The following is a 25,587-nucleotide window of genomic DNA, read 5'->3' as shown; positions in this document are numbered from 1 at the left end:
GTTAACTTAATGCATTGATTGCTAAGCCCTTACATTGCTGTGTAAGGGCTTTTTTATTGCCGTAGAAAACTGAATTTCTACAGTCAGTAATAATTCAGTTTTTATTCAGTAGATCTTAAGTGTTTTAATTGAATATCAGCGCCAGTCGAGTTTAACGCGAGTGGCAATTTTGAAATTATTAACCCAAACACTTTCACGCATTACCCCCAAAAGCATCAGTTATGAGGTGATGACGCTCATTATTGCGGTGTATTTTGGCCTGGTATTAAACTTCCCTGTTATTCGCAAAATCTACCAATTATCGACAGAGGGCCATGTGCTATTTTCGCTCTCTCCAGCCATTTTGCTCAGTGGCTGCTTTATGGTTATCTTCAGTTTATTTGCTTTTAGATTCGTGTTTAAGCCCGTAATGGTTGTGTTATTACTGACCTCATCGGCGGCGATGTACGCGATGCTCAAGTACAACGTGATGTTTGATTACAGCATGATTGAAAATATTTTTGAGACCAATTCGGGCGAAGCGTTCTCATATATTAATGCATACTCAGTGGGCTATGTGCTGGTGTTTGGTGTACTACCATCGATTTGGTTACTGGCCACAAATGTGACCAACCGTGCTTCGTTTGCTAAGGCAGTGTTTCGTCGCGTTGGATTTGTGATATTAGGTTTGGCAGTTATTGGTGCAATGATTGTGTTTTTTTATAAGGATTATGCATCAGTAGGTCGTAATAATAAGTACCTCAACAAGATGATTATTCCGGCACATATCTACAATACCGTTAAGTTTGTTAAGCAACGCTATTTTACTGAAAAACTGACTTTTAATCCTATCGGTGAAGATGCGCAATTGGTGCCAACGGCAAATAACAAACCAACCTTAATGGTGTTAGTGGTCGGCGAAACTGCACGAGCCGAAAACATGGCTTATAACGGTTATCAGCGTAATACTAACCCATACACTGAAAACCTAGGCATTATCGCGCTGCAAGATGTGTCGTCGTGTGGTACAGCTACGGCACATTCACTGCCTTGTATGTTCTCAAATTTAACTCGCGACACTTATAAGCGTGAAGCAGCTGACGCGCAAAATAACGTGCTTGATGTCATCAAGGCGGCAGGCGTTGAAGTGACCTGGTTTGACAATGATGGTGGCGATAAAGCGGTTGGCGCGCGGATTAACAAAATTGACATTTCATCTAGCGAAAACAACCCATTGTGTGATGGTTTAAGTTGCTACGACGAAATATTAGTTGAGAAGCTCACCCAAAAATTACAACAAGATACACAGGCTAGTGCCGCGTCGGGTAAAGGGTTAGCGAATCAATTTATTGCGTTACATACTATTGGTAGCCATGGGCCAACTTACTGGCAACGTTACCCAGCGGATAAAGCATCATTTACACCAGCGTGTAGCCGCAGCGATATTGAAAATTGCAGTGACCAAGAGATTGTAAACGTATACGACAATACCATTGTTTATACCGATTTTGTGTTGGCTCAAACCATTAAGGTACTTGAGCAATATCAAGATAAATATAACGTGGCATTGGTTTACCTGTCTGATCATGGTGAATCATTAGGTGAAAGCGGCATGTACTTACACGGCACGCCTTACAGTATTGCGCCTAGCCAGCAAACACATGTGCCTTGGTTTATGTGGTTGCCGCAAGATTATACCCAAGCAAAAGGTGTCGACCGTGAATGTATTGCCGAGCATGCCCAAACAGTAAGCTACTCACACGACAACTTGTTTCACAGCTTGTTAGGCCTCTACGGCGTAAATACCTCGGTGCGTGATGCTAAATTAGATATCACCAGCAACTGTAAATTGAACTAGGAAGGCTCCATGACATCATCAAGCTCGGCAAATAAAGCTCAACCTACTGAATCGCCTAAAATAGTGGTTAAACGTCAAGGGCTAATGCGATTACTATATACCTGTAAACATACCTTTAATGGCTTAAAGTGGATGTGTCGTAACGAGGCGGCATTTCAACAGGAGTTGATGTTGTTTGTGCCATTGACTGTGTTTGCATGTGTGGCAAATATCACCGTGGTGCAAACTGCGCTGTTGGTTTTAGCGTTACTGTTTGTATTGTTTGCCGAACTGGTTAACACTGCTATAGAAGTGGTTGTCGATCGTATTGGCCTTGAGTTTCATACGTTATCAGGTTTGGCCAAGGACATCTCATCGGCGTTTGTGTTTGTGAGTATGTTAATGGCCGCGATCGTTTGGTGTGCGGTTTTATGGCCATAAAACATGAGTAATGGTTGATCACAGGCGTATCAAAAATAGTGGTTAGTTTCATGGATAAAACATAAAAATGATAAAGGATGCTCAATGAAAGTGTTGTTAATTGAAGACTCTGAAGCACTTCGCCGTGGTATTCGGGTCGGGTTAGACCATTTGGGCTATACCGTTGATGAAACAGGTGACGGTTCTGAAGGCTTGAGCATGGCGCTCACTAATCAATATGACTTTATTATTTTGGATTTAATGCTACCCAATGTCGATGGTATTAGCTTATTGAAAAGTATCCGTAAGCTAGGTAACCAAGCTAAGGTCATTATTTTATCAGCAAAATCTCAGGCGGAAGACCGTGTTAACGGATTATTGTCTGGCGCGGATGACTATTTAACCAAACCATTTTCGTTTGATGAGCTACAAGCGCGGCTGATTACCATGGGGCGCCGTGGTGAGTTAAACCAACAAGCAAAAACAATTAATATTGCTGATTTTGTCCTTGATACAAGCAATAAGTCTTTGCGGGTCAATGGTCATTTTATCGACCTGACTAAAAATGAATTTAAGATAGTTGAATATTTATTTAATAACCCGAAGCAAGTGTTAAATCCTGAACAAATCAGCGAGGCTGTGGTGGGGTCGTTTAATCACTTATCTAAAAATACCATAGAAGCGCATTTATCGTCGGTGCGTAAAAAAGCCAAAGCGGTTGGGGCAATATTACCGATTAAAAATAAGCGTGGGTTTGGGTATTTTGTGGATGTGCAAGCATGAAGTCATTAACCACTAAACTAATGAACACCATGACCTACGTGGTGACCGCAATTTTAATTATGGTATTTTTGGCGATTGATATCAGTATCGACAATTGGGTTGATGTTGAGTTTGATAATGCACTCACCGATAAATCTAATTATTTAAAAACGCTAGTAAAAGTAACCCCTGAAGGCACCGAGTTTGATTTTGCGGGCGAATTTATGCCTGAGTTTGGTACCTCAACTAAAGCCAGTTTTTTTCAGTTATGGCAAGGCGATGCTGTATTTGAACGTTCGGAGTCATTGAGTCATTTTCCGGGTGCTGAATTAATCAAACAAAATATGCCAATCAATAGCGCTATTTTTGCTGATGTAGAATTACCTGACGGGCGCTCAGGGCGAGCCATGGTGTCATACTTTGAACCTCAAGTGCCAAGCACCATGCGCAATGTAGCAGGCCACACGGTTGAGCCCATGTGGTTAACCGTGGCAATAACAACGGAAGACTTAACTCAGATTTTGGTGATTATTGATTCCAGTTTAGCCATTGGGTTGTTACTGGTGATTGTGCTGATGCGGTGGGCCGTGGTCAAGGTGATATCTCGGGGGTTAGTGCCGTTAAATGAGCTAAATAACGCCTTAAAAACGGTTGATGTCACCCAAAAATATATTCCGTTATCAACCGAGTCTGAACGTTATCTTGAGATTGAACCGATACGTAATGAATTGAATAAGTTCGTTAAAATTAGCCAGCAATATTTGCAAACTGAAAAGCGGATCACTGCCGATATTGCCCATGAGCTGAAAACACCCATTAGTGAACTTATTAGTTTAAGTGAGATCTATATTCGCTACCCGGATGATCAGCGTATTGGTGCCACATACAAGCAAGATGTGCTCAATATTAGTCTGCGGATGAAGACTATTGTGAGTAACTTATTACTGTTGCAGCAAGCCTCGTCTGAAAATATGCACCTACATCGACAGCAGCTTGATGTTACCGATTTAGTGGATCGGGTTATTGAAGCCTTAGCGTTTAAGTACAGCACCATAACTGAGCGTATGCAGGTGGAAAATTATCTGCGTAATAGCAGTATTTTGGTCGATGAGTTTTCATTACATCTTATTCTCACTAATTTATTTGATAACGCGCTGTATTACAGTCCACCAAACTCTAGAGTAACAGTGCGGTTAACCACTGACGATAACGGCGTAACGTTGAGTGTCGACAACCAACTACTGACCAGTTTAAAAGCAGAAGATTTAGAGCGCTTAACCCAGCCATTATTCCAGGCTGAACAGTCGCGCACTAATACCGAGCGCCACGGACTAGGTTTGGCGATTGTAGAAAATATTGCCAAGGTAAATGGTTTTGTATTTAGTTTTGGGTTAATCGCAGAAGACCGAATTAAGTTTACTGTCCATATTCCCAATGCTGATTAAGTAATCAATAGACGCAAACCACGACATTCAACATAAAATAGAACTTAACTTGGTTGTAATAAAAATGTTAAAATAATTGCCAATAGAGTGAACTTCTTACCTAAACACAGGTCTTAAGGTCAGCTACTTTGGGTACCCATTTTTAATGCATGTACAGTCTGTAACAAGATCCACATAAGTTTTTAAGATTGAAAGTGCGTAAAAATATTGAAATTTACCCAGTAGACTTTTTTAACGGTAAAAATGAAATCGTTTTCACGTTAAAAAATTAGTTGTTGGTACTGTTAACGCCTAAGCTTTTTTAATAGCTAAAAATGAGATTATCCAAATAACTATCGAGATTTTGGGTTAACTTTTGGCGCGCAAAATTTGGCTATGAGCATAAAAAATAAAAAACAATGGAGTCTATATGACGACTAGCTTCTCTGATATGGCTGATAACAATCACCCACAGAAACAATACTTTTCACCCAGTTTATTTAAGGCCATTTTTGCTTTTAGCATTATTTCGCTTATCGTGATGAGTTTAAGCCGTATAGGTTTGTCGGTATGGCAAGCCGAACGAGTCACTGATGCGCAAGGATGGGGCTATATTTTAAGCCAGGGTTTACGGGTTGATATTGCTTCTATCTGTTGGGTTTTTGGCATTGCAGCACTTGGTACCGTGGTGTTTTCTGGTGAGCACATTGTTGGCCGCGCCTGGTTAGTCATTTTACGTGTGTGGCTTACGTTAGGTTTATGGATACTGGTATTTTTAGAAGTGTCTACGCCGTCTTTTATTGCCGAATATGGTTTTAGGCCAAACCGTTTATATGTTGAATACCTGATCTATCCAAAAGAAGTCTTGTCGATGTTGTGGGCAGGGCGTAAAGCCGAGCTTATTTTGTCTTCACTTATCACAATCGGTACGTTATCAGGTGGTTGGTGGTTAAGTGGTCGTTTAACGCAACAAATTAAATACCCAAAATGGTATTGGCGCCCAGTGTTAGCCATTTTAGTCATAGTTGTGACTTTATTAGGCGCGCGTTCATCTTTAGGGCACCGCCCATTAAACCCATCGTTAGTGGCGTTTTCCAATGACCCGTTAGTTAATTCATTAGTGCTTAACTCATCGTTTTCATTAATGTTTGCGATTTCGCAAATGAATAACGAAGAAGATGCTTCAAAAGTATACGGCAAGCTATCTGCCGATAAAGTGATTGATATTGTGCGCCGAGAAAGTGGCCGGCCAATGAGTGCATTTACCTCAACAGATATTCCGACTCTGTCGTTTAATCAAGCCAGTTATAGCGGCAAACCTAAAAACTTAGTGATTATTTTACAAGAAAGTTTAGGGGCACGTTTTGTGGGCAGTTTAGGTGGTTTGCCGTTAACACCAAATATCGATGAGTTGTCGCAAGAAGGTTGGTTTTTTGAAAATCTTTACGCCACAGGTACTCGCTCGGTGCGAGGCATTGAAGCGATTACTACCGGTTTTACGCCAACACCTGCACGTGCAGTTGTTAAGCTAGGTAAGAGTCAAACAGGCTTTTTTACCATTGCCGATTTATTAAAGCAGCATGGTTATGAAACTCAATTTATTTATGGTGGTGAAAGTCATTTTGATAATATGCGCAGTTTCTTTTTAGGCAACGGTTTTGCCAATATTGTTGACCAGGGTGATTATAAAAATCCTGCATTTATCGCGTCCTGGGGAGTGTCAGACGAGGACTTATTGTTTCGAGCTGATGAAGAGTTCACTCGAATGCATAAACAAGGTAAACCTTTCTTTAGTTTAGTGTTTAGCTCAAGTAATCATGATCCATTTGAGTTCCCAGACAATCGGATTGAGCTTTATGAGCAACCACAATACACCATGCATAACGCTGTAAAATATGCCGATTATGCAGTGGGCGAGTTTTTCAAAAAAGCGAAACAGTCTGAATATTGGAAAGATACGGTATTTTTAGTTGTGGCAGATCATGATAGCCGTGTTAGCGGTTCAGATTTGGTGCCGGTGTCTCGCTTTAGGATCCCTGGGCTGATTTTAGGCGAAGGTATTGACGCTAAACGTGACTCACGGGTAACGAGCCAAATCGATATGGCGCCAACCTTGCTATCACTGATGGGCGTGTCTGATAGCTACCCAATGTTAGGCCGAGATTTAACTCAGGTTCCAAGCGATTGGAAGGGCCGGGCTATGATGCAATATGACAAAAACTTTGGTTTATTAGAAGGTAATGAGGTGACTATTTTACAGCCGGAATTACCAGCAGAAAGCTTTACCTATGACTTTGCGAGTGAGCATTTAATCCCTAAAGAACTCGATAGTAAACAAGCTGAAACCGCATTGGGTTGGGCGTTGTGGGGAAGTTTGGCGTACAACAAAATGCTATTTAAACCAGAAAGAAGCTCTGCCGAAACAGACAAAAACCTCAAGGAAGTGTCACGCTAATATTTGTAATTGCGATTCGAGATTGGGCGCGGATTGTTGTTGATAAAATTGGCCAATCCGCATACCAAATTGCTGAGCGCTGGCGCTGGTCATGTTGTCAGTTGGGCGTGGCTTAGGTTCGACTTGAGTTTTTACAGGTGTTGACGGCGATTTTACTTGAATGTCTTTGCGTTGCAGCGCAGGTGTGTTGCTCGCAATCACGCGTAACGTTTGCTTTTGCTGTGCTTGTTGGCGTGTGGGTTGTTGCAGTAACGCTTTAGGGTCGACAGATTGTTGGGTTAAGCTTTGTTGTTGACGTTGTGATTGGTCTTGCTGTTGTTTTTTCTCTGCCACAACGTACGTTGGTGCACGTTCATTTTGTGAATTAAATGCACGTTCTTCATGGCCTTTACTGGGTTCTTGCGGTGGAATAATCGGCGGTTTTTGTTGATTGTCCACTCGAGCAAGGTCCGTCGCAACATTCGATGTTGCTAGCGGGACTTGCGGATAATGAGTGTTAATAATCATTACAGGTCGCTACGCGATTAAACCGTGGCTAAATTATAGCCAAAAAATGAACGTTGCTAAAGTGCTATTGCTGATATTTTATGATCCAAGGCAATAAGTTGTGCAAAAAATCGTCTTGATGTGAAATAAATGGTGCATGTGAGGCCTTGTTTAGCAGTATGTCGCTGATGCTTTCTGCTTGTGGCATTTGTTGAATAACCCGCCGAGGCACTAAGCCATCGAGTTTACCCCACATCCGCAACCAGGGCTGTTGTATCTGGCTAAGCTGCTTTCGTATATCCACGCCCTCCAACATAGTTAACCCCTGTGAAAGAGCCTGACGACTGGGTAACGGTTTGCTTAGTACCAATTGTTTTATTTGGTGTATGTCGGCTTTAGCATTATCGCTTCCCATGGCTTGAATCGCTAAAAAACGTTCAACAGTGCGCGGTAAATCACGATTCAGTTGGGTTGAAAATTGCATTAATACTGCGGGTGAAATCCCCGGCCAAGCAGGCGTGTTAGGTGATTCGTCTCTGGCCATAAAACACGGCGATGATGCAATAGTCACCAGTGCTGCGACCGACTCAGGGAAATCAATTGCGACTTTGCTAGCGACCAGCCCTCCTAAAGACCAGCCAATCCAAATAGCGTGTTTAGGCAGCTGCTGCGCCAGTGCTTGCGCCCATTGATTAATATCACCATCAATATTGGGGCTTAACCCGAATCCCGGCAAATCAACATAATGCACTCTATACTGGTGTAATGCGTTTTTTAGTGGACTGAATACGGCGTTATTGACCCCCCAACCATGCAGTAGGATTAAATCTGGGCCATGGGTGCCAACAGTATCGATATGCAGTGCAGGAAAGCTCACGTTAATCTCTCTTATTTAATGGAATAAATAGCCTATGCATGTGACTGTATTAAAACGAACATTAACGGATGTCATCAAGCACGGTAAATCTCTATACCAGCACGCTAGCGTGGCATTACTTGGCAGTTTACCCAACCGTTGTCAGCTGTGCCAGCAACGAATTGAGCAGCTTGATTATCAACAGTGGTTTCCTTACCAGGTATTAAGCGGCATTTGCCAGGTGTGTTTAGTCGCAAGCTTATATCAGCATGAGGTGTGTTTAGGTTGCGGACGTGAAATACCACTGTTACAAGCTTATTGTGGCAAATGCTTAAAACATACGCCTATGTTGGTTATTGCGCCGTGCAGTTACCATCAAGGGTTAGGACCCTTGATTGCAGCAATTAAATACCAACAACAGTGTGCGCCGCTAAATGCCATTACTCAGCAGTTGGCCACGCGGATAAACCAGTTAATTGAACATAAACTTATTCGCGCACCGCAAGTGTTAATCCCGGTACCTTTACATCCCAATCGCTTACGTCAGCGCGGGTTTAATCAAGCCTGGTTGATTGCACATCGCTTGAGCAAGATACTCAATATTCCGTTAGATGACACCAGCTTAATCAGAGTGGTTGATACTGTGCCCCAAGCTGATTTGTCGGGTAAGCAACGCCGTGAAAACTGCCATAATGCATTTAAACTCAGTGACAGTGTGTCATACCAGCGAGTCGCCCTAATTGATGATGTGGTCACAACGGGTACCACAGTTGATGAAATAGCGAGGTTATTTAGCCAACAATATATTTATGTGCAAACCTGGTGTTTAGCGCGCGCGGAAGCGCCAGGATTATTAGATTAAATTGGTTTGAGTCATAACAATATTATTCATTAATAAAAACAATTAATTAATTTAAATATTGTGGCTAAATATGGCTGGGGAAGTGCAGCGTTGAATGTTCAAAAACCTTGAACTCGATCATTTTTTTAAGATCAAAGCGTGTCGAGACTACAAAGAAAATCCAACACAGAGTATCATGTGCTTAATTCTTACTAAATTACTCGGGTATACCCTGAGGGAGCAGGTTTTCATGATCACCATTTCCGATACAGCTCAGGCCCATTTCGTTAAATTATTGGCCGATCAGCCAGAAGGCACTCACATTCGTGTTTTCGTTATCAGCCCAGGCACAGCGCAAGCTGAGTGTGGCGTGTCTTACTGCCCTCCAGATGCAGTAGAAGCTGACGATGTTGAGTTACCATTTAATGGTTTCAGTGCCATGGTTGATGAAAAAAGCGCACCATTTTTAGATGATGCCAGCATTGATTTCGTGACAGACCAATTAGGTTCACAATTAACCTTAAAAGCACCGAACGCTAAAATGCGTAAAGTGTCTGGTGATGCGCCATTAGTTGAACGTATTGAATATGTTATTCAGTCAGAAATTAACCCACAACTTGCCAGCCATGGCGGCAACATTATGCTAGTAGAAATTACTGAAGCGGGTGTTGCAGTATTACAGTTTGGTGGTGGATGTAACGGTTGTTCGCAAGTTGATATCACCTTAAAAGATGGTATCGAAAAGCAGCTATTAGACATGTTCCCTGGTGAGTTAACAGGCGTGCGTGACGTTACTGATCACCAACATGGTGAGCATTCTTACGCTTAATAGTGTTGAGTGTGAGCAAATAACCTGAGCCCAGGTTAAATAAAAAACGCGACCAATTAGGTCGCGTTTTTGTTTGCGATGGATTAATCGTCTCGGGTGAGTACTTCAAGTAATTCGATTTCAAAAAACAAATCCGAGTTAGCCGGAATGCGATCGCCAATTTGTCGTTCGCCGTAAGCAAGATGCGCCGGTACTGATAGCTGTCTTTTGCCACCCACATTCATACCTACAATGCCGTGATCCCAGCCTTTAATGACTCGGCCAGTGCCGATGACACATTGAAACGCATCAGATGCATCAAACTGAGTTCCATCAGCTAAACGGCCACTATAGCTGGTCGTTATTAGCGCGCCTTTTACAGCGGTTTTACCGCTGCCTATTTCGACATCGGTTATTATCAATTCTTGAGTCATCTCATTCTCTACTCTGCTTAGGGCCTACTTACAGGTAACAATCAATGTTGCCGTTATTTGAGGCTATTTTACCCCAAGATTGGCAGCCAGGAAGCGCTCTATTTCAATAAATGTGGTTAAGCGGTGTTCATTATTGCTCAGGTAATGGTCGCCATTTTCAAGTGCCACGTATTTAACTGGTTTATTTAACTCGTGAAGTTCATCGTACATTGCTTCGCTGTGGTCTGCTTTTACCACTCGATCTTTAGTGCCGTGAATTAACAATACGGGCACCTTGATACTGGCAGCCATACTGATAGGTGATCGTTGGTATAAATCATCATAATCATCGCCAATTTGTTTTTTAACGATTTTACTGTTGTCGTAGTTACGTGATGATTTTACTAAGCTTTCAAGATCTGTCACACCTGCAATACTGATAGCACATTTGTACAAATCGGGTGTTTTTGCCACGCCCATTAATGCCGCATAGCCACCGTAGCTTGCGCCGACAATACACATGCGTTTAGGGTCGGTAATGCCTTGTTGCACTAGCCAATGAGCGCCATCTTCGATGTCATTTTGCATCTCAAGCCCCCAGTTTTTTAGCCCTGAATTCATAAACTGAAAGCCATATCCAGCAGACCCTCGAAAATTCATCTGTAAGACCGCATAACCTCGGTTAGCGAAAAATTGTGACCAGTAATCAAATGTAGTTGAGTCGTAACTAATCGGCCCACCATGCGGGAAAATTATGGTGGGCAGATTTTTGGCTTCCTTGTCTTTTGGTGTGGTTAAAAAGGCTTCAATAGCTAAGCCGTCACGGGCACTGTAATTCACCTTTTTAGGTTTAGCCAAGACCTCAGGCGGTAATTGGCTATAACGATAAGCTATTGGATAAAGCGCTCCTTTGTCCCGGTCGCCATAAAAGTAAGTACCCGATTCGATGGGACCAGTGCTGTAAACCAAATAGCGTCGTTCATTGTCGCTTAATTGATTAATGACATTATGTGACTCGGGTAATGCATCGTTTAAACCGTTATTGAGCTTGATGTAGTCGTTATCCCAAAATAGGAATTCCCCTTCAATATTGGTATCAATACCGATGACTTTTTGTTTTAAATTGGAATAAATGAGCTGGCCTTCGACATCATAATTCTCGTTTTGATAAACCAGTTCTTTAGCCAGATTAGCGTCGGTTAAATTCACTTTAAAAATGGCTTTTAGGCCTTGATGATAAGCGTTGACGTAAAGAATATTGGGATCATGGTCAAAGCCTATAGGCCAGATGGCATCTTCATCTAAGGCTTCAAACTCCCATAATAAGCGCAGGTCGCCATCAGCTTGTTGTTGCTCATAAATACGGTAGCTCGTATCGTCGCGATAAATGCCAATACGTACCTGGTTTTGCCTGTCTGTTAACCAATTTTCAATGTACTTCTGTGCGTGTTGCTTTACCTTTATTCCACCGCTTTTTAAGCTGACTTTAATCACGCTTTCATATTGCATCTTAGAGCCCAAACCACTTATTTGCATAAGAATATGGTCAGGGTCGTTATCAAGATAGTCGACGATAGACGATTGTATTTGTGGCACGTCTACAAATCGTGAAAAAGTGCGTTTAGAAAACACACTGGAGGTTTTATTGTCGCTGAGTGAATATTTCATTAGGCGCATTTCTGTTGTAGGAACGCCGCGACGGGTGGCAGGGTATTTTGCTGTGATTAAAATAATGTCGTTACTTGCCCAGGTTAGCGACAAGATGACAAACTTTTGATTGTCAGTTTGGACAGGGAAAATGTCTTTATTGGTATTAATGTCACGAATGCTCAACATTTGCCCGTCGAGGGTGTTGCTGTTAACCCTAATTAACGAAGCTATTTTTGTACCATCTGGCGATAAAGTGACAAAGCGTACATCAGGCAGGTTGGCAAAAGCGTCGACAGGCAGGGGACTGGTTAGGGCAATATTTGAGAGTGGGGCAAATATAACGACTAACAGCCAAAAAATCCGTTTCATTAAAAGTCCGTTTGAAATAACAATGTTGTCAGCATGTTACATTTATGTATTGTCGCCTTCAATGATTATTATGCAATTGGTATTAGTGTATTTCTCAGCTTATAAAAATAATGCCAGCCTAATGTCACACTGCGGCACAGCATAAATACCGACATGGCTGCCCATAAGCTGTGATTCCCCCATGCTTGCAACAAGTACCAGCACGGGAAGTACACTGCAAAGGTAGCAATAATCATACTGTTTCGCATAATTTGCCCCTGGGCTGCGCCAATGTAAACGCCGTCAAATAGGTAGCAACCAAAGGCCAGTATTGGCATAAAAATCAGCCAAATAAGATACTGGTTTGCAGCTTGTTGTACCGCTTCTACATTGGTGAGTAATTGAATGATCCCACTACCTGCGCCCCAAAATAACAGGCTAAATAATACGGCAATGGCTGCCGACCAACAAAAAGCCAGCACCACACTTTCGTGCAGTAGTTTGGGATTTTTTTGTCCAAATGCGCGGCCGACTTCGGCTTCAGCATAATAGGCTATGCCATCAAGTGCGTAAGAGATCAGCATTAATAGGTTAAGTAACACCGCATTCGCGGCAATGATGTTGTCGCCTAATCCTGCACCGTGGAATGTCATAAAACTAAACGCCGCTTGTAAGCACAAACTACGAATAAAAATGTCGCGATTGAGCGACAATAAACGCCCATAACCGCGCAATGTTAATTGGCTTAAACTGTGCTTTAAATCAAAGTCACCCATATTAACGAGCTGACGTTTAACCATAGTAAGTGCCACTGAGAATGCGCAAATATCGGCAATGACAGAGGCTAATGCCGCGCCTTTTACGTCCCACTTAAACACCATCACAAAGACAATATCGAGAATGATATTAATACAATTAGCGATAATGAGTTGCCACATGGCTGCTTTTGGTGCTTGGCGTCCCAATAACCAACCCAGTAATACCAGGTTAACCAGAGCAAAAGGCAGTGACCAGATACGGATATCGACATATTGACGACAGTAAAGCATCACTTGTTCGCTAGCATCACTGAGACTTAGTGCAAAGTTTACGAGGGGAGACTGCAACATAACACAGGCAAACCCTAAGGTTAATGCTAAGATACAACCTTGTAACAATAATTGTTGCTGAGTTATTTTATCGTCTGCACCAAAAGCTTGTGCAACGAGCCCGGTTGTCGACATTCTTAAAAAACCGAGCAACCAAATCATCAAGGTGATAATTGTGCTCCCCAGCGCAACTCCACCAAGATAATAAGCTTGACCTAAATGGCCAATCACAGCGGTATCAACTAATCCTAAAAGTGGAATAGTGATATTAGACAGTATCATCGGTGTCGCTAATGCCAATAATTGACGATGTTTATGGCGATTTAAGAGTAATGCGCTAACTGACATAGGTATGAGTAATCATGGTTAAAAAAATCGTTTTAGGCTTGATGGTTATCTGTTTTAGTTTGTTTCACCTAAACGCACAAGCGGTGGTGATTTTACAGTACCATCATGTTTCAGACAGCACGCCCAAAAGCACGAGTGTGACACCTGCACAATTTGCAGAGCAGATGCAGTACTTAGCGGACAATAATTTTACGGTGATGTCTTTAATTGATGCTGTTGATGCGCTTAAGAATAACACGGCAATTGCCAATAACAGTATTGTGATTACCTTTGATGATGGCTACGAAAGTATCGCTCAAAATGCGGCGCCTATTTTAGCATCGCACAACTTCCCCTTTACTGTATTTGTGTCGCCAGCGCCGATTATTGCAGGCTATGACGGCATGATGAGCTGGCAAGACATCAAAACGCTAGCCGAACAAGGTGTAACGATTGCTAACCACAGTTGGGGGCATGAGCACTTAATCCGTCGTCTCCCCAAAGAAACCACTGCTCAGTGGCATGACCGAGTTGAAAACAATATTTTATCAACCGAGGCCGAGTTGCTAAAACAAACGGGCCAAAGCGTGAAAATGTTTGCGTATCCATATGGTGAATACACCACACAGTTAGAAAGCATATTGGTAAAACACGGTTTTGTTGGCTTTGGACAGCAATCTGGTGCCGCTGGTGAGTACTCGTCTATTACGGCGTTACCGCGGTTTCCGGTGGCGAATGCCTACGCTGATTTATCGAGTTTAACGGTCAAATTTTCAAGTCTGCCGATGCCAGTGGTAAAGCAAAATATCAGTGAGCCAGTATTAGCTTCTGGCAAGTTTAGGCCTAAGTTGGTTGTTACTCTGGACACCACTGACTTATACCCGCACCAGTTAATGTGTTTTATTCAGGGACAAGGTGCTAAAAAGCCGATATGGATAGGAGAGGATACCTTTAGTATTCAGGCTGCTGCGGATATGGCACCAGGTCGATCACGTTATAATTGCACCGTGCCAAGCAAAACCCGCACAGGGTATTATTGGTTTTCACAAATGTGGATTAGACCTAAAGATGATGGCAAGTGGCCACAGGAATAGCCTTATCGTGTTGAATTTAATAAGATTGTTAGTGCCAAGTGCTAACAATCTTATTCACGTCGCTTATCAGTTCACTGTTAATAATTTGCGGCAACTGCCCGGGAGTGGGCTTAGTTTTGAACACGGCGGTTTTCTCGCCCCGAGGTGAGACTAATACGTACGATGCACTGTGGTCTACCTGATAGTCACTGTCTTCGCCGACCATTGCGTAGACAAAGCCTAAGTCACGACTAAACGGAAACAACTCAGTGTGCTCTGCGCTGACGGCTTTAAACTCTTTATTGAAAAAGTTGATGTAATCGAGCCGCTTAATTTGAGTGTCGCGTTTAGGGTCGGCTGATACAAACACCACCTGAAATGTATCTGATATTTTTTGCAATTTAGGGTATGCCGCCGCCAGTTTGTTCAACGTAGTAGGGCATACATCAGGGCAGGCAGTATAGCCAATAAAAAACAAACTCCACTTGCCTTGCAAAGACTGGTTAGTAAATTGATTACCGTATTGATCTGCAAGGGTAAAAGGCGCTAATGCTCTGGGTTGATCAAAGACATAACTAGTGGCCAAATCAAGTGGCCGTGATTGGGTCATTTGATAAGCCATAACACCGGCAATCAGCAATGCCAGCACACCAATAGCAATAAGTTTTTTCAATGCAATGCCCTTCTATGCAACCCAAAAATAATGATCAACCAACAACACAATAAATAACACCATCAAATGATAAATAGAAAAGGTAAACACCTTCATCGCTAAGCCAGGATAGTCATGATATTTAAGTTGCCACGCTTTATAAATAAACCCGCAACTGAGAATTGTTGAACCGACTAAATATACCGGCCCGCACATGCCAACTAATACCGGCAATAAGCAGGCAATGGCCAATAAAATGGTGTAAAGCAAAATGCAGGTTTTGGTAAATTCTACCCCATGGGTGACAGGCAGCATAGGGATGTCGACTTTGGCGTATTCTTTACGGCGATGTATCGCTAATGCCCAAAAGTGTGGTGGGGTCCAGGTAAAGATAATAATCACTAACAGTAATGCGTAGCCATGTAGCTCGTTAGTGACGGCTGTCCAACCAAGTAGTGGTGGCATTGCACCCGCTAACCCGCCAATCACAATATTTTGCGAGGTCGCGCGTTTAAGATAAGCGGTATACACAAGGGCGTAGCCAATTAGACTGGCAAATGTGAGCCAGGCGGTGAGCGGATTAACCAAGGCATACAATACCACAAAGCCAATTAACCCTAACATAACGGCAAACACTGCGGCTTTGGTGGTGGAGACTTTCCCCTTGGGCAGTGGTCTGTTGTAAGTGCGCGCCATTAAGCCATCAATTTTACGGTCGATTAAATGATTAAATGCTGCTGCCGCGCCCGCCATCATGGCAATGCCTGCCATTCCTGCAACCAGGGGCTGTACAGGCACCACCCCAGGTACGGCTAGGCACATGCCAACCAAAACGGTTAGCAGCATTAGGGCAACCACTTTGGGTTTAGTCATTTCAAAATAAGCACGCCAAGAGAGCGTTATTTTTTGTTGTGGTTGGCTTAGGGTAAGAGGTTTTGTCATGGTCAATCCTCGTTTATGCTTTACGCCACAGAGCGTAATTAATAAAGACTAAAGTGAGCAGCAATAATGCCGCCCCCGCGTTGTGAGAGACCGCAATTCCTAAGGGTAAATTCATTACCACATTACTGATCCCAAGGCCGACTTGCATTATGACTAACAGCAGTAATAAATAGCCGCTGTTACGCATGATATGCGAGTGTGAATAACGTAATTTCATCGCGAGCCAAATCAACATAACGGCGGTGACGACCGCCCAAATGCGGTGAGTTACATGAATTGTCATGCGGGTGGAGTAGTCTAAAACCCCAAATTCAAAACTGGGGTGTTCGCCTTGAAATGGCGAAAATGCATCGGCAAAGCGGAGGTTATCAACCCAGTTACCTTCGCAAATCGGTAACGTGGTGCAAGCGAGTGCTGCATAGTTTGATGATGTCCAACCGCCTAACATAATCTGAATAATCAATACCCCTAAACACACTAAGGCCAAGGGCATTAATTTGCGTGCATGGCTATCGCCGCCGGGGATCCGCAGTGGTTTAAGGCGTAAATACAGTAATAACAGTAAAGCAAATAAACTAAAGCCGCCGATAAGGTGCGCCATCACTACGATTGGCATGAGCTTCATGGTGACTGTCCACATGCCGAGTGCGGCTTGAAGGATAATCAGTGCGGCAATAAAGCTGGGTAGTTTTTTAGGCGCTTGCGGCTGCTTGAGACACAAAATAAGAATTGCCAACACCATTAAGCCTAATGTGCCAGCTATGTAGCGGTGGATCATTTCAAGCCAGGCTTTTTCAGGCTCAATAGTCATATCTGGGAAATGCTGCTCTACTTTTGCTAGCTCATGACTTGCGCTGGGTACAGCTAAATGACCATAACATCCTGGCCAATCAGGACAACCTAACCCCGCATCCGACAGACGGGTATACGCACCCATTAAAATCACTGCGAGGGTGAATACTAAAGTGAACTTAATAAGCCTTTTTACTGCCATTAGCCAACCCTCGATAACTTAAGCATTTTGCGTAAATCGGCAATCATGGCTTTACCCTGGGTGATGTTGGCATCACGACCCGCCACGTCGTCATATTGCATTATCAAGCTACCTAAAGGGTCAACAATAATAACTTGTTGCTGAGTCATTAATGCCGCGATGGCTTTATTGGCTGTCACTTGCTCAAAAGGTATCTGTAATGTGCTGAGTATGCTGGTGTCGCTATGGCTATCAACCAAAATAATTGGGCTGACTCTGTCGCGGTTTTTACCTAAGGCGATGTAGCTTTGATTCAGTAGGTATAACCTGTCCTGGCATGATTGCTCACAGGTTTGTGGCAATAGATACAAAATCTGCCATGAATGTGGTTTGGGATTGGCCATGGCTAAACTTGAATAATTAATGTCGGCCGCCAGTAATGCCCCTTTATTGGTTGCACCGCCTTGATACAGCTCTAGGCTCAATACTAGTTTGGCCACCGCAATGGGTAACACAAACACCACTAGCAATAAGATTAATGCTTTATTATTTTTTTTAGGCTGGGAGTTCATTGTATCTCCTCGTATCATTTTAATTGTTGTGTGTTGCTGTGGTTATTGACGTCTGCATTGCCTTAAGGCTATCCAGAGCATCAGCCCTAAAAATACTGCCGCCATGGTGAACCACTGTAAGGCATATCCTTGATGTTTTTGCGCCGACAGTGGAATAGGTACCCAGGGTTGCGGTAGTGAGTATTGCGGCACGTTATCTGGCTGCAATACCACTGCGGCAATATCATGATGTAATAATTCAGCTAACGCAGGCATCGATAAATTTTGAAACCGTATTGGTTTGTCTGGGTGTATTTCAGGATGAAGTTCATCGCTCAAGGGGTTAGCTTGTTTTTGATAAACCCGGCCGGTTAACCCATATTGCCCAACTTGAATGGGCGCTAAAGCGGGTAGTTCGCGGCGGTCATTACCTGCGCCCACAAAGCCTAATTCAACCAATATCCATGGCTGCTGCTTTGTGACTTCAAATACCTGGTAGGCAAGGTAACCCACCTGACCTTGATACACTTGATTATCGAGTAGTAATAATGGTTGCTTGACTGGGGTTGCCTGTATCGACAAACGATAGCCGGTCAGTAAGGCGGCTTCTTCAATGGCAGATGGCTCCGCCTTCATAAGTGAAAGCAGCTGCGGATAGTTGAGCGCGGCTTGTTGCTCACGCAATGCTAAGGTTTGTTGCCATTGTTGCTTAAACTCAGCTCGCGACAGTTGCCACAGTCCTAACTTGACCAAAATGGTAAACACGACCAAAGTAATCAATACCAATAACACCCGAGACACACTCACACCGCTAAAAGGATTGCCTGTGACAACACCATTGATTGTTAAGTTAGTTTTAGTCTCGTTGCTTGTATTCATAATATTTAACCTGGGTAGAGCATTGTTTATTATGGTTAAAGGTCAGCATGAACAACCCATGAGTCAATATTTAGGCCGTCGTGTTTTATTTTCTGTTGTGGTGATTGTGGTGCTGCTGGTGGCCTTAGGGTTGGGCTATATTCAGCCCAACACACGGCCTTATTAATCAGCAATTACAATACGTATACAAAGATGAATAAGCATAACCACACCACATCGACAAAGTGCCAGTACCAACTCCCGGCTTGAAAGGCGAAATGCTTATCTGGGGTAAAATGGCCTTTGATTATTCTGAGCAACAAAATGATCAAAAACAGCGTCCCTATGGTGACGTGCATGCCATGAAACCCTGTCAGTAAAAAGAAGGTATTACCATAAACTCCTGATGTGAGCGTGAGGCCCATATCTTGGTAAGCATGGCTGTATTCTTCTACCTGTAATCCAAGGAACACCGCACCTAAAATCACCGTTAAACTTAACCAGATAATGAGTGGTTTACGCTTGGCTTTTTCTAAACTGACATGAGCAAAATGCAGCGTCACAGATGAGGTTAGTAAGATAATGGTGTTAATTAGCGGCAAGCCAGTCCACGGCATGGCTTCTGTAGTGGTGCCATCAGGGGTTTTGATTAATGGCCATGCGGCCTCAAATGCAGGCCATAATACTTCTTGGGTCATGGCATTGTTTGACGCGCCGCCTAACCAGGGCACTGAGATCATTCGCGCATAAAACAAGGCTCCAAAAAAGGCGCCAAAGAACATAATTTCAGAAAAAATAAACCAGCTCATTCCCTGTCTAAACGACCGGTCCATTTGTGGCGAGTATAGGCCGGCCATTGATTCGTCAATGACGGTTTTAAACCAGCCAAATATCATAAAAATAATCACTGCGATACCGGCTAATAGAATGTAGCCGCCAGAGGTTTTTTCGGTGGCTAACTGTTGAATATAATTACCCGCACCAAAGGCAATTAAAAATAAGCCGATGGCGCCAATAATAGGCCAACCACTTTGGGCTGGTACGTAATAGGTTTGATGCTTTGTTGTCATCTTGCTGCTCCTTGCTTTGCCGATACCGCTTGCTTGTCAGTGATATCGTAAAGGGTATAAGAGAGAGTCAATGTATTAATGGACGCCGGTAAATCTGGGTCCACATAAAAAATCAGTGGTAGCTCAGCACTCGTGTCGGCTGCGAGAGGTTGTTGATTAAAGCAAAAGCATTCTGTTTTGTTAAAGTATGCCGCGCCTTGTCCAGGCGAAACCGATGGGATCGCTTGGCCAATAATGTTTTTTGCCGACAGATTTTTAACCAGGAATTTGGCGTGGGTAAGCTCTCCGGGGTGAACGGAAATTTGGTTCACTTTAGGAGAAAACTCCCATGGCATATCCGATTGCACCTGGGTGACAAATTCAATCGTCACAGTACGATTTTTATCAACAACGACCGCGTCATAACTGCTGGCAGTATTTTGGGTTTTGCCGTTAATCCCCAAGGTGTCGCACAGCACGTCATAAAGCGGTACCAAGGCAAACCCAAACCCAAACATGCCTATAGATCCTAAAATAAGCATGGTGAGTAATTTACGGTTTGATTTTGGCGTTGGGCTCATATCACTTAATCTCCGGTGGGGTCGTAAACGAGTGATAAGGCGCAGGGCTAGGGATTGACCACTCTAAGCCATCAGCGGCTTGCCATGGATTATCCCCAGCGGGTTTGCCGCCTTTAATACACTTGAGTACCACTGCCAGAAAAATCAATTGCGATAAACCAAAGGCAAAGCCGCCGATGGAGACAATTTGATTCACGTCAGCAAACTGAATCGCATAATCTGGAATACGGCGAGGCATACCGGCTAAACCCAAAAAGTGCATCGGGAAAAACAGCACGTTGACCGAAATAACCGAACACCAAAAATGCCACCTGCCAAGGGTTTCGCTATACATATTGCCGGTCCATTTAGGCAGCCAGTAATACGCCGCAGCCATAATGGAGAAGATGGCACCCGTCACCAGCACATAATGGAAATGAGCCACCACAAAATAGGTGTCGTGGTATTGGAAATCCGCCGGGGTAATGGCGAGCATCAGCCCTGAAAATCCACCAATAGTGAACAAAATAATAAAGGCAACGGCAAATAACATTGGGGTTTCAAAGGTCATAGAGCCTCGCCACATAGTGGCAACCCAGTTAAACACTTTTACGCCGGTCGGCACGGCAATGAGCATGGTGCAGTACATGAAAAACAGTTCGGCAAACACCGGCATACCGGTAGTAAACATATGATGCGCCCAAACCAGAAATGACAAAATAGCAATACTGGCGGTTGCATAAACCATTGATGAGTAGCCAAATAATGGTTTTCGGCTAAAGGTCGGTACAATCGCCGAGATAATACCAAAGGACGGTAAAATCATGATGTACACTTCTGGGTGACCAAAGAACCAAAAAATATGTTGGAACATCACAGGGTCGCCGCCACCTGCAGCATCAAAAAAGCTGGTGCCAAAAAACTTATCGGTAAGCACCATTGTCACCGCACCTGCAAGTACGGGCATAACGGCAATCAATAAAAACGCAGTGATTAACCAGGTCCACACAAATAGCGGTAACTTCATCCAGGTCATTCCGGGTGCACGCATATTAACGATAGTCACCACCACGTTAATCGCACCCATAATTGAGCTTATCCCCATAATATGGATGGCAAATACAAACAGCGCCGTTGAGTCAGGGCTATAAGTTGTGGATAACGGGGCGTAGAATGTCCAACCAAAATTGGGGCCGCCGCCTTCCATAAATAACGAACCCAGCAACATGGTGAACGCGAAAGGTAAAATCCAAAAACTCCAGTTATTCATGCGAGGTAAGGCCATATCTGGCGCGCCAATCATCATCGGAATTAGCCAGTTTGCCAGCCCGGTAAAGGCTGGCATGACTGCACCAAACACCATGACTAACCCATGCACTGTGGTCATTTGATTAAAAAAGTTTGGTTCAACTAACTGTAAACCAGGCTGAAACAGTTCTGCGCGTATGACCATGGCCATTGCGCCACCGGTTAAAAACATGATGAAACTAAACCATAAATACAAAGATCCAATGTCTTTGTGATTGGTGGTCAGTACCCAGCGCATTAGCCCTTTGGGGGCGCCGTGATGATGCTCATCATGGGCAGTGTCGATAGTATCGTGCGTTGTTGTGCTCATTGGTTTTCCCCTACTGTCCATGGCTAGCGACATCGGCCGCTTGTACTGCATCGCCAGAATTATTGCCCCATGCATTACGCTCATAAGTAATCACTGCAGCCATTTGTCTTGGGCTGAGCTGACTACTGAAAGCCTGCATTGCAGTGCCCGGCTTGCCATGCATAACCATCTCGATATGCCCGCTAACCGGCCCAGTTATTACCGGACTGCCAATGAGTGAGGGGAAAGCGCCGGGTATTCCTGCGCCAGTGGCTTGGTGGCAAGCTGCACATGTTGTGGCATAAACTTGCTCACCTTCTGCCATGAGCTGCTCCATGGTGAGTGTGGGTGATGCTTCTGGCGTGACGACTTTGTCAACGGCTTCGGCTGCTTGATTAGCCGCATCGGTTACCGTGTCTGCAACAGTATCAGCGACAGCGTTTGCTGTATCTGTTACTTGCGCAGCAACAGTTGGCTGAGATGTTGCGGCGCCGTTATTTGCATAGTTGCTTATGTCTGCCGCCTGTACTGTATCACCAGTATTATTGCCCCACGCATTACGCTCATAAGTAATCACAGCGGCTATTTGCTGTAGGCTAAGTTGAGCACTGAAAGCCTGCATTGCGGTGCCAGGCTTGCCATGCATAACCATCTCGATATGCCCGCTAACAGGTCCTGTTATTACCGGACTGCCAATGAGTGACGGGAAAGCGCCGGATATTCCAGCACCTGTGGCTTGGTGACAAGCGGCACATGTAGCGGCATAAACTTGCTCACCTTCTGCCATGAGCTGTTCCATGGTGAGTACGGGTAAATCTTCTGGCGCCATGGCTTTTGCAACGGCTTCAACAGCTTGGTTGGCTGTTTGGGCTAGCTTATCAGCAGTATTATCAACCATAGTGGTTGCAGTGTTGGCTTGTGCCGCCGCTGCATTAGGCGTAGCGGCACCGTTACTTGAAAAGTTACCTACGTCTGCTGCTTGCACTGCATCGCCACTGTTATTACCCCATGCATTGCGCTCATAGGTTATGACTGCGGCAATGTCTTGAGCAGATAGCTGTTTGGCAAAGGCTTGCATCGCTGTACCGGGCTTACCGTTGATCACAATATCAAGGTGACCTTGTACAGGGCCTTTAATCATTGGGCTGCCAATAAGTGATGGAAATACCCCTGGAAGGCCAGCGCCATTGGGTTGATGACACGCTGCACAGCGGGCAAGGTAAACTTGCTCGCCTTGTTTGCTTAAGTCTTCAAGGGATAAGGTTTGTGACATGGATGCTGCCGCTGCAGCAGCTTCGGTTTCAGCTAGTTGTTTTTGCTCTACTAGCCAGTTATCAAAATCAGCTTCAGATAGCGCATTAACCACAATGGGCATAAATCCATGGTCTTTGCCGCATAACTCCGCGCATTGACCTCGATAAATGCCGGGTTTGTCTATGCGAGTCCAGGCTTCGTTAATAAAACCAGGATTGGCGTCTTTTTTAACGGCAAATGCGGGCACCCACCAGGAGTGGATAACATCGTCTGAGGTCATTAAAAAACGTACTTTTTGATTGATCGGCAATACCAGTGGCTTGTCTACTTCGAGGAGGTAATTCACACCTTTGGTTTGGTCGCCATCGATTTGTTCTCTTGGCGTTGAAAGCGTGCTGTAAAATTCGATGTCTTTATCGAAATAGCTGTAATGCCACTTCCATTGAGACCCAGTAACTTTAATGGTCAGATCCGCATTGCTGGGGTCTTCCATTGCGATTAGGGTTTTGGTGGCAGGGATTGCCATAGCAATTAAGATGATAAACGGAATGACGGTCCAGGCGATTTCCACTTTAGTACTTTCGTGAAAATTGGCTGCGACTGCGCCTTTTGATTTACGGTGATAGATCATCGAGTAAATCATGATCCCAAACACCACTAACCCAATAGCACAACAGATATATAAAATAGTCATGTGGAGGTCGTAAACCCTACCACTGATATCTGTTACACCTTGAGTCATGTTGAGGGGCATTTCTGCAGCCCCGAGTGGAAGTGCTAACAGCACAACCAACAAACAATACCACCTTTGCTTCACAAGACTTCTCCTCTGATAATTGCAAATAGCAATTACAAAGAAGAGTCACACAGTAAGTCTCTGCTCTATGCAAACTCTTCGATTCCCAAAAAAGTTTGATGACCTCAAAGTACTCTGGTGGTTGTAGGCTGCAAGCCTACGCATTTTTGTTAGCTGAACACCACACTTGTACCTACGACTGAACTAATCAATTTATGTTGACGTGTTCCCATCGATGGCTGTTGTGTCTGCCAATTCACGTCATATTAAGGATAGACAATGTTTCACCCTTGTTAACAACATTACTTGTAGATTAAACATTGATCAAGATCACTTTGTTCGCTAATCGTCTGAAAAAATGCAAAAAAAAAGCCCTGATTTGAATGCAGGGCTTGGTGTTTATGGGTTCGTTGTTAATGAAATGCTGAAAAATTACTTGTCGCATTTGTCATAGATGGATTAACTATTTGATGTTTTTCTGGTGAGTGAGCATTCACATCTTCAATCACGACACCTAATGCACGGGCACTTTTGGCGACAATTTCTAAACGGCGGCTGTCACGAGCATCTAATGAGCTAGTCCAGGTAATGACCGCACTAGACGTGCCACTGGTTAATGCTTTTTCCATGGCCCATAAGGTTTCGACTTCATCTTTAGTGTGCACTAATAAAATGCGATCCATTCTTACCCCGGCGCTGGCAAGCATATGCTTATAACCAATGTGTGGCGGGCTAATTAATACAATCCAGCGTCCTTGTTGGCTTAAGCTTGCTAGTTGGCTACACAGTTGCCCTAGCTCAGACTCACCTTGAGTGACGGTTTGTAATGTTTGAATGGTTTGGCTGCCGTGTATATCAGCGTCGGTTAAATCTACCCATAAGCCTGGGTGGCGCGGGGCGGTGCCCATTAGTTTGTTCATAACCAATCTCCATTACGGATAACGCCAACAGCAAGCCCTTCAATGGTGAGGCTTTGGCAACTTAAGTCTACTTTAATCGGGTTGTATGCTTCGTTTTCAGCATGTAGATACACCACATTGCCTTTTTTCTCGAAACGTTTAACCGTGACGTCGTCTTCAACGCGGGCCACAACAACTTGGCCATTACGTGCTTGTTGCATTTTATGAACGGCAAGTAAGTCACCTTCTAAAATGCCAATGTCTTTCATACTGTCACCGCGGACTCGCAATAAAAAATCTGCGGCGGGTTTAAACATGCTTGGGTCAACTTGATAATATTGCTCAACATGCTCTTGCGCTAAAATGGGTTCGCCTGCGGCAACCTGGCCAATCAGCGGTAAGCCTGTTTCTTGTTCTTCTTCGTGAGGTAAGCGGATACCTCTTGAAGTGCCAGGCATGATCTCGATAAAGCCTTTTTTGGCGAGTGCTTTTAAATGCTCTTCGGCAGCATTTGCACTTTTAAAGCCAAGACGGTTTGCAATTTCAGCACGAGTCGGTGGCATACCAGTTTCGGCGATATTGTTTTTAATTAAGTCTAAAATTTCTGCTTGGCGCGGCGTTAACGGTCTCATGATGATTCCTGTCTTTTTATACAGTGACTGTCATTATATACAGTGTTTTTGTTCGCG

At 43.9% G+C, this 25,587-nt stretch carries 25 protein-coding genes; 9 read left to right on the top strand and 16 right to left on the bottom strand.

Annotation, left to right across the window (positions count from 1 at the left end; translation table 11 throughout):
* Positions 1 to 169: 169 nt before the first annotated feature.
* From GQA99_RS01200 to GQA99_RS01180, 5 genes are all read left to right on the top strand, one after another.
* Positions 170 to 1,837, top strand: coding sequence for a phosphoethanolamine transferase (locus tag GQA99_RS01200; RefSeq protein WP_160052195.1), 1,668 nt, complete (start codon positions 170 to 172; stop codon positions 1,835 to 1,837).
* 9 nt (positions 1,838 to 1,846) lie between these two features.
* Positions 1,847 to 2,257, top strand: a complete 411-nt coding sequence (locus GQA99_RS01195) for a diacylglycerol kinase (RefSeq protein WP_160052020.1) — start codon at positions 1,847 to 1,849, stop codon at positions 2,255 to 2,257.
* Between the two features lie 84 nt (positions 2,258 to 2,341).
* Positions 2,342 to 3,019 carry a response regulator transcription factor gene (locus tag GQA99_RS01190; protein ID WP_160052019.1) on the top strand — a complete coding sequence of 226 codons (678 nt, stop codon included), beginning with the start codon at positions 2,342 to 2,344 and terminating at the stop codon, positions 3,017 to 3,019.
* Positions 3,016 to 4,443, top strand: a complete 1,428-nt coding sequence (locus tag GQA99_RS01185) for a sensor histidine kinase (protein WP_160052018.1) — start codon at positions 3,016 to 3,018, stop codon at positions 4,441 to 4,443. The genes GQA99_RS01190 and GQA99_RS01185 overlap by 4 nt, the downstream gene beginning before the upstream one ends.
* 430 nt (positions 4,444 to 4,873) lie before the next feature.
* The gene (locus GQA99_RS01180) at positions 4,874 to 6,877 is read left to right on the top strand and encodes an LTA synthase family protein (protein ID WP_160052194.1); all 2,004 of its coding nucleotides are present in this window, start codon (positions 4,874 to 4,876) and stop codon (positions 6,875 to 6,877) included.
* On the opposite strand, the gene GQA99_RS01175 is transcribed toward GQA99_RS01180, so the two are convergent.
* Together GQA99_RS01175 and bioH are read right to left on the bottom strand one after the other, a co-directional pair.
* Entirely contained in the window at positions 6,869 to 7,384 is a 516-nt protein-coding gene (locus GQA99_RS01175) for a hypothetical protein (protein WP_160052017.1), read from the bottom strand. The genes GQA99_RS01180 and GQA99_RS01175 overlap by 9 nt on opposite strands.
* Before the next feature lie 64 nt (positions 7,385 to 7,448).
* Positions 7,449 to 8,240, bottom strand: coding sequence for a pimeloyl-ACP methyl ester esterase BioH (gene bioH / locus GQA99_RS01170; RefSeq protein ID WP_160052016.1), 792 nt, complete (start codon positions 8,238 to 8,240; stop codon positions 7,449 to 7,451).
* Between the two features lie 34 nt (positions 8,241 to 8,274).
* Between bioH and GQA99_RS01165 the strand changes: the two genes are divergently transcribed.
* Positions 8,275 to 9,081, top strand: coding sequence for a ComF family protein (locus GQA99_RS01165; protein WP_160052015.1), 807 nt, complete (start codon positions 8,275 to 8,277; stop codon positions 9,079 to 9,081).
* Positions 9,082 to 9,310: 229 nt separating this feature from the next.
* Positions 9,311 to 9,889, top strand: coding sequence for a Fe-S biogenesis protein NfuA (gene nfuA, locus GQA99_RS01160; protein ID WP_160052014.1), 579 nt, complete (start codon positions 9,311 to 9,313; stop codon positions 9,887 to 9,889).
* Positions 9,890 to 9,972: 83 nt separating this feature from the next.
* Here nfuA and GQA99_RS01155 read toward each other — a convergent pair whose 3' ends face one another.
* The 3 genes from GQA99_RS01155 to GQA99_RS01145 form a co-directional block, all read right to left on the bottom strand.
* Positions 9,973 to 10,302 carry an FKBP-type peptidyl-prolyl cis-trans isomerase gene (locus GQA99_RS01155; protein WP_160052013.1) on the bottom strand — a complete coding sequence of 110 codons (330 nt, stop codon included), beginning with the start codon at positions 10,300 to 10,302 and terminating at the stop codon, positions 9,973 to 9,975.
* 63 nt (positions 10,303 to 10,365) lie between these two features.
* Entirely contained in the window at positions 10,366 to 12,300 is a 1,935-nt protein-coding gene (locus GQA99_RS01150; RefSeq protein WP_160052012.1) for an alpha/beta hydrolase family protein, read from the bottom strand.
* 68 nt (positions 12,301 to 12,368) lie between these two features.
* Positions 12,369 to 13,715 (bottom strand): MATE family efflux transporter, encoded by a 1,347-nt coding sequence (locus tag GQA99_RS01145; protein WP_160052011.1) that lies wholly within the window; start codon positions 13,713 to 13,715, stop codon positions 12,369 to 12,371.
* A 14-nt stretch (positions 13,716 to 13,729) separates the two neighbouring features.
* Between GQA99_RS01145 and GQA99_RS01140 the strand changes: the two genes are divergently transcribed.
* The gene (locus tag GQA99_RS01140; RefSeq protein WP_160052010.1) at positions 13,730 to 14,788 is read left to right on the top strand and encodes a polysaccharide deacetylase family protein; all 1,059 of its coding nucleotides are present in this window, start codon (positions 13,730 to 13,732) and stop codon (positions 14,786 to 14,788) included.
* A 28-nt stretch (positions 14,789 to 14,816) separates the two neighbouring features.
* On the opposite strand, the gene GQA99_RS01135 is transcribed toward GQA99_RS01140, so the two are convergent.
* The 5 genes from GQA99_RS01135 to GQA99_RS01115 form a co-directional block, all read right to left on the bottom strand.
* Complete coding sequence (locus GQA99_RS01135) at positions 14,817 to 15,377, bottom strand: SCO family protein (RefSeq protein ID WP_373291403.1); 561 nt, start codon at positions 15,375 to 15,377, stop codon at positions 14,817 to 14,819.
* Between the two features lie 75 nt (positions 15,378 to 15,452).
* The gene (gene cyoE, locus GQA99_RS01130; protein ID WP_160052009.1) at positions 15,453 to 16,361 is read right to left on the bottom strand and encodes a heme o synthase; all 909 of its coding nucleotides are present in this window, start codon (positions 16,359 to 16,361) and stop codon (positions 15,453 to 15,455) included.
* Between the two features lie 13 nt (positions 16,362 to 16,374).
* The gene (locus GQA99_RS01125; RefSeq protein WP_160052008.1) at positions 16,375 to 17,355 is read right to left on the bottom strand and encodes a COX15/CtaA family protein; all 981 of its coding nucleotides are present in this window, start codon (positions 17,353 to 17,355) and stop codon (positions 16,375 to 16,377) included.
* Positions 17,355 to 17,906 carry a redox-active disulfide-containing membrane protein gene (locus GQA99_RS01120; RefSeq protein WP_160052007.1) on the bottom strand — a complete coding sequence of 184 codons (552 nt, stop codon included), beginning with the start codon at positions 17,904 to 17,906 and terminating at the stop codon, positions 17,355 to 17,357. The genes GQA99_RS01125 and GQA99_RS01120 overlap by 1 nt, the downstream gene beginning before the upstream one ends.
* A gap of 42 nt (positions 17,907 to 17,948) precedes the next feature.
* Positions 17,949 to 18,764: an SURF1 family protein gene (locus GQA99_RS01115; RefSeq protein ID WP_160052006.1), complete on the bottom strand. Its 816-nt coding sequence runs from the start codon at positions 18,762 to 18,764 to the stop codon at positions 17,949 to 17,951.
* Here GQA99_RS01115 and GQA99_RS01110 point away from each other — a divergent pair.
* Positions 18,712 to 18,930, top strand: a complete 219-nt coding sequence (locus GQA99_RS01110) for a DUF2909 domain-containing protein (protein ID WP_229785803.1) — start codon at positions 18,712 to 18,714, stop codon at positions 18,928 to 18,930. The genes GQA99_RS01115 and GQA99_RS01110 overlap by 53 nt on opposite strands.
* A 7-nt stretch (positions 18,931 to 18,937) precedes the next feature.
* On the opposite strand, the gene GQA99_RS01105 is transcribed toward GQA99_RS01110, so the two are convergent.
* The 6 genes from GQA99_RS01105 to lexA all read right to left on the bottom strand — a co-directional run bounded on the left by GQA99_RS01105 (position 18,938) and on the right by lexA (position 25,530).
* Positions 18,938 to 19,813 carry a cytochrome c oxidase subunit 3 gene (locus GQA99_RS01105; protein WP_160052005.1) on the bottom strand — a complete coding sequence of 292 codons (876 nt, stop codon included), beginning with the start codon at positions 19,811 to 19,813 and terminating at the stop codon, positions 18,938 to 18,940.
* Positions 19,810 to 20,373 (bottom strand): cytochrome c oxidase assembly protein, encoded by a 564-nt coding sequence (locus GQA99_RS01100; RefSeq protein ID WP_160052004.1) that lies wholly within the window; start codon positions 20,371 to 20,373, stop codon positions 19,810 to 19,812. Before GQA99_RS01100 ends, GQA99_RS01105 begins: the two co-directional genes overlap by 4 nt.
* A 1-nt stretch (position 20,374) precedes the next feature.
* The gene (gene ctaD, locus GQA99_RS01095) at positions 20,375 to 21,970 is read right to left on the bottom strand and encodes a cytochrome c oxidase subunit I (RefSeq protein WP_160052003.1); all 1,596 of its coding nucleotides are present in this window, start codon (positions 21,968 to 21,970) and stop codon (positions 20,375 to 20,377) included.
* A gap of 10 nt (positions 21,971 to 21,980) precedes the next feature.
* A complete protein-coding gene (coxB, locus tag GQA99_RS01085) occupies positions 21,981 to 24,020 on the bottom strand; it encodes a cytochrome c oxidase subunit II (protein ID WP_229785802.1) in 2,040 nt (679 codons plus the stop codon).
* 392 nt (positions 24,021 to 24,412) lie between these two features.
* The gene (locus GQA99_RS01080; RefSeq protein ID WP_160052002.1) at positions 24,413 to 24,919 is read right to left on the bottom strand and encodes a cell division inhibitor SulA; all 507 of its coding nucleotides are present in this window, start codon (positions 24,917 to 24,919) and stop codon (positions 24,413 to 24,415) included.
* On the bottom strand, positions 24,916 to 25,530 hold the full coding sequence (lexA, locus tag GQA99_RS01075) for a transcriptional repressor LexA (RefSeq protein ID WP_160052001.1): 615 nt from the start codon (positions 25,528 to 25,530) through the stop codon (positions 24,916 to 24,918). Before lexA ends, GQA99_RS01080 begins: the two co-directional genes overlap by 4 nt.
* Positions 25,531 to 25,587 lie beyond the last annotated feature (57 nt).

This window comes from Shewanella litoralis (assembly GCF_009828585.1).
Taxonomy (GTDB): domain Bacteria; phylum Pseudomonadota; class Gammaproteobacteria; order Enterobacterales; family Shewanellaceae; genus Shewanella; species Shewanella litoralis.
This window is presented reverse-complemented; position numbering and strand designations above follow the sequence as displayed.